Genomic DNA, 11,578 nt, shown 5'->3' with positions numbered 1-11,578 from the left:
CACGTCTAATCGAAGGTAAGCATGGCGGTCGAATTATTAATATGGTATCAGGTCAAGACAAGTCACCTGAGCCTGGAAATTTGGCTTATGTTGCAACAAAAGGGGCTGTTTCTACATTTACTAAATCAGTTGCTATTGAATTAGCACCTCTTAAAATTACTGTTAATGCTGTAGATCCTGGACCAACTAACACTGGCTGGATGAACAGTAAGTTAAAGGAAGAGTTACTGCCAAAGTTCCCAATGGGTCGACTTGGTGAGCCCCGAGATGCCGCGAAATTAGTTATCTTTTTGGCAAGTGAAGAATCAGAATGGATTACCGGACAAATTATTCACTCAGATGGAGGCTTTTGGTGATTTAACATAGTAGTAGTCTTCCACTTTTTTAGGAAATTTTTGTATGAAACAAGCAGTTAAAAGGATCTTCGAATGAAGATTCTTTTTTATAATGTAACGTAACATGACGATAACCGAGTTTCTACACCTTATCAGTCAGTCTCAAGATTGTTGATGGGCTATAAAAGAAAAAGTACGAGCTTTTCTAAATCAGTAGTAAAATAAGGTATCTTATTATGATGAATGTTTTATCACTTTCACTTATTGACGACAAATCGGGTATATTCAGGGGGAATATTTATATGTCAGGCTTTGAGGACGAAGAAGTGCTAACAGGAGGGAATGTCTCTAACGTTTATCGCTCGGGAGATACTGTACGACGAGAATTAAAATCAGATAGTCATAAATTTCATAAGCTATTAAAGCATTTAGAAAACAAGGGGTTTAGTTATGCACCAAAATTTTTAGGCATTGACGAAAAAGGGAGAGAGGTCTTGTCATTTATTGAAGGTGAAGCTGGTAATTATCCCTTGAAGAAATATATGTGGTCCGATGATGTTTTGATAGAAATAGGGAAAATGCTCCGTCTTTATCATGATTCAGTGAGTGATTTTTTATTTGATGACAGCTGGAAATCAATAGATAACACGCCTAAACCATTTGAAATACTATGTCATAATGATTTTGCTATATACAACATTATTTTTAATGATGAGAGACCAACAGGAATTATTGATTTTGATGTTGCAGCACCTGGGCCAAGACTTTGGGACATCGCTTATACTCTTTATACGTGCGTCCCTTTGAGTAGATTTTATCTTTCTGAAACAGGTGAGAAAATTCATTATAATTCATCACAGCATGCTCAACATAGAAAGCGAAGAGTGAAATTATTTTTTGAATCTTATGGCGAAGAATTACAGGAAGGTTATTTAGAAATGGTATTGCTGCGATTAGAGGGGTTATGTAAAACAATCACAAGAAAAGCCAATGATGGTGATATTGCGTTTCAAAAAATGATAGACGAAGGGCATCTTGAGCATTATCAAAACGATATCAAATTCATTTATGAACATAGGAAAGAATGGATTTAATTTTAATAGAGGAGCCCTGGTCATGCGAATTATTAATATTAGAGAACAGGTAGAGTACAAAGACAAAGCTATTGAATATATTCAGCGTAAGTGGGCGAGTAAAGAGAATTTAAGGCTTTATGAAGACTGTATTATACATAGCTTAAAGACAAATAATTGTATTCAATAGATTAACTATTAATTTTTATTTGAAATGTTTTTAACGGTTTCAATCAGTGAATAGCGGGTATAAGTTGATTATACAAGCGTAGTGCCCCCCAGGAACATGCATGTATATTTCTTTTTCTTACTTACCCTGTTTGAACCCTCCTATTGTGGAGGGTTCTTTTTTTGTGTTTAAAAGATACAACTTTTTAGACTATATACACCGGACACCTTAATCATATCTTATAGTCAATAAATCAATGCAACAACAGTGTTACGAGATGAAAGAGGTTCAGTGTAGTTTTGAATTGCGGTAACAAAAACGACCGTTACGTACTAAAGGCTAGCTTTTTATATGTGCTCTAGAAAGAGGCATTATACTCACTAGGAATGAATGTAAGAGAGATTGCAGAAATACTATGGACAGATATGCCAAATTTTAAATTGGTAAAATATTTTTTGTGATTTTACGCGCTTTGCTTATGCCAATTTTCGTTTTTTTCATAGTATGTACTATAAACGTATAAGGAGGTGAAGTTATGCCAGGACGTCGTAGTGGAGATCGTCGTACATCTCAATCTCGCTCTATAGTAGATAATTTTCGAAGAGGAGATAAAATTCAAGTTTTTTCTGCTGGAAGACAACTTGATGGAAATGGTACGTTTATTCGAGCAGAAGGCGGATTTTTAGTATGGGAAGATAATTCAGGTAATAGAAATACGACTAGTTTAGAAAGTATCAGCGTTCGCAGATTAAGAAAACGCAATTGTTAATAATTTGGACAGGCTCTGATTTTATATAAATAAAAAACACTTTCAAGCTGATAACTAGGTATGGATTACCGAGCAGTCACTTGGAGGTGTTTTTTTCTCATGAAGAACTATTGAAGAAAAACGAGGTGAAGGCAACCTTTTTTGTGGTCGGTACTAAAGCAAAAAAGTACCCTGAACTGATTCAGCGCATGCATAATGAAGGGCACTTAATCGGAATTCATAACTACGTACATCACTCCAACTGGTTTATGTCGCCTTGGAAAGTTAGAAATGGACTTAAAAATACAGCCAAGGTGATTAAATCTATCGCTGGAGTCACACCTATTTATTATCGCCCGCCTTGGGGAATGCTCAACCTTTTCGATTTTATTAGAAGAGGTAAATATAAGATTATTCTATGGTCAATCATGGCGGAAGATTGGCGAACCTCTGGCGGAAGCGAAAAGATTAAACAACGTCTAGCGAACATAAAAGGCGGAGACGTCATTTTGCTGCACGACTGCGGAGATACGCTCGGGGCGGAATCTGAAGCTCCAAGAAACACAATTAATGCGTTAAGAGATGTATTAAAAACAGTGCAAACAAAAGGATTCACTTGTGTCCATGTTGATGAATTGGTAGAGAAGCTATAGGTAGTAAGAGGATTAGAGGATTATCTTTATTAAAGCTTGCAAATGAAACTTTAATTCTTGTTATTACAGTAACTAAATATCTTGTCTGTTATAAAAAAAGAACCTCTATTTTTAAAGAGGTTTTTTTTATGGCCAGTAAAAATTTATGGTAATATAATCATATATTGGTTATATTTATAATTTCGTAATTTTTAAAATCTGTGTTGATTGAATCAGCAGTCAATTTAAACGAAATCTATGAAAGTAGGGTAGTTCTTGAAAAAAGTTATTTTGAAATTCTTTGTATATTTTTTAATCTTCTTTGGAGGAAACTTAATGATTAATATTCTGTTTACTTCTAATTTTAATCTTTTAACAGCATTTCCAACTGCTATTGGAGTTTCCTTTGGGATTGCTGTTTTTGAGTATTATACATATAAAAGAGGGAAGGAAGCATAAAGTGCCGTGTTTTTGACCCAATACATAAAATAATTTATTAGAAATTTAAATATCATAGTATTAAATTATAAAGATTTTGAGGTTTAAGATGGGAAATCTGTTTAATTGTTTTTACTTTTTTATTGCCGTTTTAGTTGGCTTATACTTTTTTATTACTAATAAACACTCTAGAAAACCATTATTCATGTTCGTATTATCGCTGCTTTTATTTTATAGCAGCGCGTATTTCTTTTACTATAAGACTTATCCAATTAACTTACTCAGTACATCATCCATACTTGTGTTTTGGTGGATCATTCTTTTATTACTAAGAGAGATTTATTCTAGAGAAGAAAATATTTTCTGGAATCTTTGTTTAATCTATGTAGCGCTATACCACTCTTTTCATTATGTTTTTGATTCATTGGCTCAAAAGAATGTTTGGTATGGATCTATCTTTTATGTTTATACAAATGTGGGATTACTTTTTCTAGGCTCATACTATTTATTAAGAATTCACAAAAATAGAAGTGTGAGTTAGGGTGAACAAAGCTCCTTAGAGCTCATTGTCCACAATTCTTGTTGCATTAAATTTTTATAACAGATTGCTTTGCAGAAAATCAATTATTTTTCATCATTTAATAAATATTATTAAATCTCATAGACGCCTTGTATATTTTTATATTATTTACCGCAATTTAAAAGAAAAAGGTGAGGCTGATATAATGGCTAAAATAATTCCATCCTTATGCATTTTGCTGGGGGCTTATGTTCTTATTGTATTCATCGACGTTTTTCAGGGAAACTATATGTTTCAATCGTTTTATAACCTAAAACAATATTTTGTAATTGCCCGTGGGGAAGATTATTTTTTAGTTATTTTATTTGCTTTGATATTCCTTACTGTTAGCATTTTTCCTGTTTTTAAAAAATAATAGCCTCCCTTGTCATGAAAGGGCAGGCTTTATTTTTTGTTTTATATATGCTGTAATCAGCAATAGAATAGGAATTGCTATATGAAAAGGGAGGTGTAGTAAATAAGGAACAATTTTGAGTCCTTCATTTATATGAGCTTGGTAACTAGGAGCAATCATCAGTGAGGAGAAAAAAATGACACCGCCAATTAAATAAATGTTTGTAACAGAAGATTTCATTCGAAACAAATCAGCCGCGCCAATCACTGCACAAAAGAAATAGATGGTTATCTTAACAAAACCTAAAATGACCATAAGAATAAGAATAAAGGTATCCAACCTTTGAATAAAACTAGCTATGTTAATGTAACTCACAGCTGTAAGAGCCGGGAAAGAGGATCTTAAAACAGTCTCTGGTCCGAGTACACACAAAAGAATAATCGAGTTAATGGTTAAGACAATTCCTCCTGATATAATGGCGGATAACCCAATTATTGCAGCCTGACTTTTTTTATTCAAATAAGGAAGAATCATAGTGAAGGTAATCAATTCCCCGAAAGGAACAGTAATACCAAGAGGGACTAACTCTTTCCCTATGTTTCCCCATCCATTTGCTAATACAGGTTGAAGGTTCTCCACTTTGATATAGCCTCTCACTACATACAAAACATTTAATATAAAAAGAGTCAGTAAAATAACAACAAAACATAGGCATGTAACTCGTGCGAATGCTTCTATTCCTAAGTGAATACTATAAATTAACACAAAGGTCATGCATATGCCCAGCGTAATAATTGATGTAACATAGTAAGAAGAGCTAATTAGTAATTCTTCAAAATCACGCAGTACTCTGGAAGCAATATAAACAAAATATATAATATAACAAAAGCTGATAGCACTGCCTACATATTTACCCCAGATTTTAATGAGATAGCCGGTCAAAGGAATGTTAGGGTATCTCTTGTATAAGGAGATATACACTAAATACAGTAAGTACACATCCAAAAATAGTAGCTAAAAGGGGGACTATCCATGCATCTTGCTTAGCAGCCTTTCCGATATCTAAAAGTAACGTACTGCCTAATATAAAGATAAACATCATACAAAATAGTTGAAACCCATCGATTTTTATTTTAGTCAATGCTTTTTCAGCTCCTCATTTAATTTACCTCATAAGGATTTGTCCGCATTCCGGTATTTACAATACTGACGTTCACATTCGTGGATATCTTAGCGCTTGAAAATAGATTCTCCCAATTCTGTTTATGCTGGCGCCAATAACTGGGGTTAGTTCGAGACAAGCTATCACCAAAGCCAAATATATCTGCCTTTTCTTTTTGTGCGATGTGAATAGTTTTTGTAATTTCCTTTTGTATTTCCTTTTGGACTTCTTTTTCCAACTCTTTTAATACCTTAGGGTTGCTTAAATCTTTTTGGCATGATATTTCCGTAATTTCTCCCATTATGTTCAAGTCTGTATGAATGAAAGGTTGTCCACGGCGGATTGCTGTTTTTATTTGGCCTTTTATTCCAGTCGCTGTAACTGTGATATTCCCATTTATATTACAAGGGAAAACAAGGGCTGTGCTTTTCACTTCAGACGTAATAAGTTGAACAGATCGAGCCTCATCGCCATCTAGCCATCGAACTAATTTTCCTTTTCTAAACATGGCTAATCCGTTTACCTGCATAGCACTTGGGCTGGTATTGTCTAAATTGCCTGCTTCTTCTGCCTTCTGAGAGGGCTTGTTAATGGTGATTCCAGGAAGAGATAGATCTTTTCCCTCACTCAAAAGCATAGAAATAACTTCATATGCTTGTACATTACTAACTATTCCGTACATTTTTTGATTGTTCTGGGTTGTACTTAGGATACTTTTGACTGGAGTAACCTCGAAAGGTTCAATTACACCGAGCAATTTCTCAGCAGTTCCATCACGTGCAATAAAAACTGGAATACTTGTACGGGCTTGCTTGCCTCGATCCAAGGCATCAAATAATAAGCTAAGGTCATTTCTTGCTAACTTTTCACCTACAACGATAAGCGAAAGATGAGAAGTAATATGTTCTCTTGGAATGACGACAGAGGCTTTTTTTAATGCTTCCACTAACGTTTTGGCAGTTACTGTGTAATTAATGACAGGAAGACCTTGTCCTCCCGACGAACTGCCTTGTGACAAACCACTTGGGTTAATAATCTGATAGGTTACTTTATAGGGTTCTTCCGAATTTTTATTCTCATCAATTCCCAATCCTATGATGACTCCTATTTGGTTCAATTCTCGATAATTCGAACACCCTGAAACGCATAAACAAAGGGCAGTGATCCATAAAAGTGAAAGGTAACTTTTCATTTTTTATCCTCATTCATCTTTATGTGGTTTCTATTTATTTTGTTGTTTTCTTAAAAGAGATGGTAAAGAGAATCGAGCTAACGCATCCTTTTGCTCTTTAAAATCAAAGGGAGCAAAAGGAGAAAAATAGGGAATACCGAAAGATCTTAGACTACTTATATGAAGACATATACATAAGGTCATAAGCAAAATTCCATATAAGCCAATAAATGCTGAAACTATAATCAGGATAAATCGAAAACCACGGGCCGCATTGACAATGCTAGTAGATGGCAGTGTAAAATTGCTGATGGCAGAAATAGCAACAATGATCACAACAGCAGCTGATACAAAACCTGCTTCTACAGCTGCTTGACCTAAAATCAGTGCTCCTACGATTGAAACTGCTGGTCCGATTGCTCTAGGCATTCGGATTCCTGCCTCTCGCAACATCTCAAAAGCTAGTTCCATCACTAACATTTCTACAATTGCTGGAAAAGGAACTCTTTCTCTTTGAGCCATTAAGCTGACCATTAATGTGTTTGGAATGAGTCCCTGATGATGCGTAATCAATGCTAAATAGATAGCAGACGCATACATAGAAAGAAAAAAAGAACTAAATCTCAAGATCCTTAAAAAGGAAGAAATGTAATAATTTTGATAATAATCTTCGGGAGACTGAAAAAATTGAGAAAAAATAGCGGGCGCAATTAATACAAAAGGTGTTCCTTGTACAATAATAGCAATTCGGCCCTCTAATAAATTTCCTACAACGGCATCAGGTCGTTCCGTATTTAATAGAAGTGGAAAAATAGTTGTCCTATCATCCCGGATAAATTCCTCAATATAGTTCGACTCGAGGACCCCATCTACCTTAATCTCTTTTAAACGTTCTTTGACTTCCTCTACAATTCGTTTATCTGCATTCCCTTGAATATACATGATCCCTATATCTGTTTGGGTTACGCTTCCAATTTTCATGCTGTCTAAACGTAAATTAGAATCCTGAATTCTAGCTCGTATTAAAGAAGTATTAGTCCTTAAATTCTCTGTGAAACTATCTTTAGGTCCTCTAACAACAGTTTGACTGGTTGGTTCTGTTACTGCGCGGGACTGAAGTTTTTTTGTATTGCCAATGAAAATTTTAGAACTTCCATTCATTAGTATGACCGTATCACCAGTTAAAACTGCCGACACAAATTCATGCCAATTTTCTTTTATAGTCAATTGAGATACAGTCAATATTTGAGGTAGTTGTTCTTCTATCTTTTCGACGGTTACTACTTGATTACTTTCTTTAAACCACTGAATAAGAGGAGTCATGATATTCTCATTTATAATGTTTTCATCTGCTAATCCGTCAAGGTGAATAACGGCTGCTTTTAACGTATTTTGATACGGAGACTCAACCATTCGAAACGATACATCAGAACTATTTCCTAATTCGTTCAATAGTCTCTCTATATTTTTATTTTACATCATCATATAAGGGAGTTGCTGAACAAGCTGTTGTCTTTTCTTTGTTAGGGCTTTTCAGAAGATATCTTTGTCGCACGTTTTACCACCTTTTATATGAGTGAATATTTGTTATACAACGAGTAACGTTATCATTCCTATAAAATGTAAAAAATATGTACGTGAGAAAAATATATAAGATGTTTTTATAGCCGGTATCGTACATTACGATAATTAAAAATGAAGTGAATATTCATATTGATTGATTCTAAAATTCCAAATGCAAAAGAATAAAAAGCCCTCTCTTAAATTTAATTGATTAGAGATTAGGCTTTTGTATAGGAGTATTTTCAACATTATAAGTGAATTTCTACTTGGAATGCTTTTCTCTTTTATGCCTTAACAGCCTGTTTTTTTACAGGAATGTAGATGTCGATCTCTTTATTCTCTGAACCATAGCATCTTTTGTCATACAGTTCAAATTCCATTGATCCGTAGTGCTCATAACCTGATTCAGGGAACCATTCTGTAAAAACATAATTCCACGTGGACTGAATAGAAGAAGTGAAGGATTCTTCATTTGATTTTGGTGTAGTAAATACAGCATATTCTAGTTCAGGGAAGCTTCTGTAAACTGTTCCTTCAGGCGCTGGAGTGCCTTCCTCTACTTCCATGCCAATTACATAAACAAATTCACCCGTTTCAGGATTAAAATCAGTGCAAATGCCAAGCTCCGCGTTTTCGTTTAGGGGATTGGGGATTTTAGAGCCTAATCTATTTTGCATGTACTGTTGCCAAAATTCAGGAATGTCTTTGTTATTCTGGCCACCCTCGTTCTTCGTTTTTAGCTCATATCCAATGACATAAAAAGCAGGTTTAGTGACTAGTCTTGGTTCCATCTTATTTCCTCCTGACAAAAGTGTGGTAGTTAGGTAGGCTTTTCCCCGCAGCGGTCCAGATATTCTCCTTGCGTTACGGTATTGTTTCGGTGAAACATCATAAAATTTTTTGAACGCTCTGTTAAATGATTCTTGATAGTGGAAACCAACATCAAGTGCGATATCAATGACTTTTTCATCTGTGAAAAATAAGCGTTCTGCTGCGCGTGTAAGTCTTCGTTTTCTCACGTAATCCATCACAGATTCTCCCACCATGGCCTGGAAGACACGGTGATAATGAAAAGGAGAAAAACAAGCGATTTCTGCTAATTTCTCTAAAGTAATTTGTGTCTCCAAATTTTCCTCAATGTAATCTAGCGTTCTCTGTATACAAGTTACATAATTCATTTACATTCACCCACCTTACGTTCACTATAACAGCAAACAAATCTTTGTTCTTAACATTTTTTGCTATATTCATTTAGATGAGGATGTTTTTGTAATATACGCCTCGAGATGTATAGTTTTATAGGGGTGTAGATAGTGAATTTTTTTTATGTAAATTAATAATATTGATACATAGTTAAAGGTAAAGTTTGAATTGATTTTATGAGGAAGTCCACTTAATTATTATGAAACTATAAATCAAAAGTTACTTAGTGAATTATCTTATCTAACCTCAAAAAATGCTTAAGAACGCTGAATTGTAAATTTTATTGCCTTTTTCATCAGAAGCTTATTATTTAAAAAAGGGGATTCTGGTACTAATTATGAATACAATTTACAATATGCTTTAAATATATTCTTCAAGAATTAAAGATTCCCCCACCTTAGGCTTGCTAAGTAGGGGGAATCCAGTATAAGAACATTTTTAAAAATCGAATAGAGGATTATTAATGCTCACTTTCGTCTATTTCGTCTTATTTTCACGTAAGTAGTCGGTGATGTACCAATGACGTTCCCGCAGGAGTATAATGCTTTCACTTGAAAATAGGGACCAGCTGTCTCAGCATGAATATCTGTTTCAAATCCAGTACGAGGGGCAGTAAATACCACTACTGCTAATTTAAAAGGTGTTGGTCCCGCCAGTACCTGCCAAGCGACTGTTTCTGTTGATCCATTCCATGATGCGTAAACTGTAGCTTGACCGTCATGCAATAAGTCTACCGTTATGCTAGGCGGATAAAGTGGTAGACCTACCCACTTATTTTTAAATGCTCGATACGAAAGATTCTGATTTTAGCAGGTCGAGGGAAGTATAAAACGAAAAGTAGCAGTGACGACTTTATAAATGAAAATAAAACCGCAAATGGAAGGGAAGGGGAAAAGATAGAAAATTTTCTGGATGAAAAAATATTAATACGGAAGGATCTTGGACGAAAAAGTGAAAAACAATTTAATAAATAGAAGTGTTTAGTATACTTTAAATACTTCTATTTAGACAAAACACACGTAAAAAACGAGCTCTTGCTTATGAAGGGCTCGTTTATACATCATTGATGTAGCAAAACTTTGATTATGTTTAAAAACTTCCGCTTTGTTTCGATAGTAATTTTATAAAAGGTAAAAACTGAAGCCTATTGCAATGTAGGTACCAACAAGTAAAACACCTTCGAACCAGTTGGAATCACCATCGTTCACAACGGTCACCGTCATGAGAGCGGCAAGGATCATCGCAATCATTTCCGCTGTATTAAACACAAGGGGCAAGAAATCGTACGAGTATGAGAACAGAACGAGTATAGGAGCAACAAACATGGCCGTTTGGACGGTTGAACCAATGGAAATCTCCACCATTACGTCCATTCTATTATTGTAGGCCATTGCAATTGCTGACACGTACTCTGCAGCACTTCCCACTATAGCCACAACAATAATTCCAATAAAAACGTGATTCCAGCCTAAAGCATCACCTACTGGCTCAATGGTGCCAACAAGTTTTTCACTAATATAAGCTAGTACAATTGTGGCCAGTCCAAGCACAACGATTGCTTTCTTTTTTCCCCATTCTGGTTCTTCTCCATTTTCTTCTGCGTTTCCAGTGAAAATCCCTTTATGTGTGACAAGTTTAAAAAGAAGAGCAAGCAGGTAAATAGTCAGCATCACAATAGCAAAAGAAGTGGATAGAACCTGCATATCTTTATCATCCAAGCGTTTTGCAAAGATAAATGGCAATACAAAAGTTACGATAATAGCAAACATTAAGAGGGAGGTATTATGTCGTGTTTTAAACACACTAAATTTTTGCTTTTTAAACCGAATTCCTCCAACAATGATGGATATTCCACTGGCAAAAAGAAGATTAACAAGAACCGCTCCCGTAATTGAGGAAATGACGATTGTATTTAATCCTTTACTTAATGCAAAAAATGAAATAATAATTTCCGCAGCGTTGCCAAACGTAGCATTAAGTAATCCGCCTGCTGTTGGACCTACTACAACGCTAAGGCTTTCAGTGGAACGCCTAATGTAATTAGCCAAACTAATTAACGTCACGCAATAAATAAAAAACATGAAAATATAATTCCAATTAAAAATGCTGCCAATAATTGAAAGAGGTACACCAATAATCATAAAAATGAAAAAGACTTTATTCATATTTT

13 protein-coding genes are annotated in these 11,578 nt (G+C 34.8%); 6 read left to right on the top strand and 7 right to left on the bottom strand.

Annotated elements, in window-relative coordinates; genetic code table 11:
- The 6 genes from N178_RS01395 to N178_RS28085 form a co-directional block, all read left to right on the top strand.
- The coding region (locus N178_RS01395) for an SDR family oxidoreductase (RefSeq protein ID WP_045289876.1) at positions 1–356 on the top strand (356 nt) is incomplete at its 5' end.
- Between the two features lie 281 nt (positions 357–637).
- A complete protein-coding gene (locus tag N178_RS01390) occupies positions 638–1,429 on the top strand; it encodes a phosphotransferase (RefSeq protein WP_045289874.1) in 792 nt (263 codons plus the stop codon).
- Positions 1,430–2,112: 683 nt separating this feature from the next.
- Positions 2,113–2,346 (top strand): hypothetical protein, encoded by a 234-nt coding sequence (locus N178_RS01385; RefSeq protein ID WP_045289872.1) that lies wholly within the window; start codon positions 2,113–2,115, stop codon positions 2,344–2,346.
- Between the two features lie 86 nt (positions 2,347–2,432).
- Positions 2,433–2,978 carry a polysaccharide deacetylase family protein gene (locus N178_RS01380; RefSeq protein ID WP_272946305.1) on the top strand — a complete coding sequence of 182 codons (546 nt, stop codon included), beginning with the start codon at positions 2,433–2,435 and terminating at the stop codon, positions 2,976–2,978.
- A gap of 315 nt (positions 2,979–3,293) precedes the next feature.
- Positions 3,294–3,416 carry a hypothetical protein gene (locus tag N178_RS27735; protein ID WP_272946304.1) on the top strand — a complete coding sequence of 41 codons (123 nt, stop codon included), beginning with the start codon at positions 3,294–3,296 and terminating at the stop codon, positions 3,414–3,416.
- Positions 3,417–4,120: 704 nt separating this feature from the next.
- The gene (locus N178_RS28085; RefSeq protein WP_475264686.1) at positions 4,121–4,330 is read left to right on the top strand and encodes a YczF family membrane protein; all 210 of its coding nucleotides are present in this window, start codon (positions 4,121–4,123) and stop codon (positions 4,328–4,330) included.
- Between the two features lie 12 nt (positions 4,331–4,342).
- Here the strand turns inward: N178_RS28085 and N178_RS01370 are convergent, their stop codons facing one another.
- The 7 genes from N178_RS01370 to cax all read right to left on the bottom strand — a co-directional run bounded on the left by N178_RS01370 (position 4,343) and on the right by cax (position 11,573).
- Complete coding sequence (locus N178_RS01370; RefSeq protein WP_272946303.1) at positions 4,343–5,290, bottom strand: GerAB/ArcD/ProY family transporter; 948 nt, start codon at positions 5,288–5,290, stop codon at positions 4,343–4,345.
- Positions 5,259–5,408 (bottom strand): GerAB/ArcD/ProY family transporter, encoded by a 150-nt coding sequence (locus N178_RS27730; protein ID WP_272946307.1) that lies wholly within the window; start codon positions 5,406–5,408, stop codon positions 5,259–5,261. Before N178_RS27730 ends, N178_RS01370 begins: the two co-directional genes overlap by 32 nt.
- 61 nt (positions 5,409–5,469) lie before the next feature.
- Positions 5,470–6,663 carry a Ger(x)C family spore germination protein gene (locus N178_RS01365; protein ID WP_045289868.1) on the bottom strand — a complete coding sequence of 398 codons (1,194 nt, stop codon included), beginning with the start codon at positions 6,661–6,663 and terminating at the stop codon, positions 5,470–5,472.
- A 30-nt stretch (positions 6,664–6,693) separates the two neighbouring features.
- Positions 6,694–8,094 (bottom strand): spore germination protein, encoded by a 1,401-nt coding sequence (locus N178_RS01360; RefSeq protein ID WP_237758364.1) that lies wholly within the window; start codon positions 8,092–8,094, stop codon positions 6,694–6,696.
- A 395-nt stretch (positions 8,095–8,489) separates the two neighbouring features.
- Positions 8,490–9,383 carry an AraC family transcriptional regulator gene (locus N178_RS01355; protein WP_045289866.1) on the bottom strand — a complete coding sequence of 298 codons (894 nt, stop codon included), beginning with the start codon at positions 9,381–9,383 and terminating at the stop codon, positions 8,490–8,492.
- Positions 9,384–9,875: 492 nt separating this feature from the next.
- Positions 9,876–10,133: a hypothetical protein gene (locus N178_RS01350; RefSeq protein WP_045289864.1), complete on the bottom strand. Its 258-nt coding sequence runs from the start codon at positions 10,131–10,133 to the stop codon at positions 9,876–9,878.
- Between the two features lie 396 nt (positions 10,134–10,529).
- The gene (cax, locus tag N178_RS01345; RefSeq protein WP_045289862.1) at positions 10,530–11,573 is read right to left on the bottom strand and encodes a calcium/proton exchanger; all 1,044 of its coding nucleotides are present in this window, start codon (positions 11,571–11,573) and stop codon (positions 10,530–10,532) included.
- Between the last annotated feature and the right edge of the window lie 5 nt (positions 11,574–11,578).

The organism is Priestia aryabhattai B8W22, assembly GCF_000956595.1.
Taxonomy (GTDB): Bacteria; Bacillota; Bacilli; order Bacillales; family Bacillaceae_H; genus Priestia; species Priestia aryabhattai.
This window is presented reverse-complemented; position numbering and strand designations above follow the sequence as displayed.

What these genes read in the sequence shown, in the direction of transcription:
- N178_RS01390 (WP_045289874.1), top strand. Translation starts at nt 638, where the DNA reads ATGTCAGGCTTTGAGGACGAAGAAGTGCTAACAGGAGGGAATGTCTCT.
- N178_RS01385 (WP_045289872.1), top strand. Translation starts at nt 2,113, where the DNA reads ATGCCAGGACGTCGTAGTGGAGATCGTCGTACATCTCAATCTCGCTCT.
- N178_RS27735 (WP_272946304.1), top strand. Translation starts at nt 3,294, where the DNA reads ATGATTAATATTCTGTTTACTTCTAATTTTAATCTTTTAACAGCATTT.
- N178_RS28085 (WP_475264686.1), top strand. Translation starts at nt 4,121, where the DNA reads ATGGCTAAAATAATTCCATCCTTATGCATTTTGCTGGGGGCTTATGTT.
- N178_RS27730 (WP_272946307.1), bottom strand. Translation starts at nt 5,408, where the DNA reads ATGTTTATCTTTATATTAGGCAGTACGTTACTTTTAGATATCGGAAAG.
- N178_RS01365 (WP_045289868.1), bottom strand. Translation starts at nt 6,663, where the DNA reads ATGAAAAGTTACCTTTCACTTTTATGGATCACTGCCCTTTGTTTATGC.
- N178_RS01355 (WP_045289866.1), bottom strand. Translation starts at nt 9,383, where the DNA reads ATGAATTATGTAACTTGTATACAGAGAACGCTAGATTACATTGAGGAA.
- cax (WP_045289862.1), bottom strand. Translation starts at nt 11,573, where the DNA reads ATGAATAAAGTCTTTTTCATTTTTATGATTATTGGTGTACCTCTTTCA.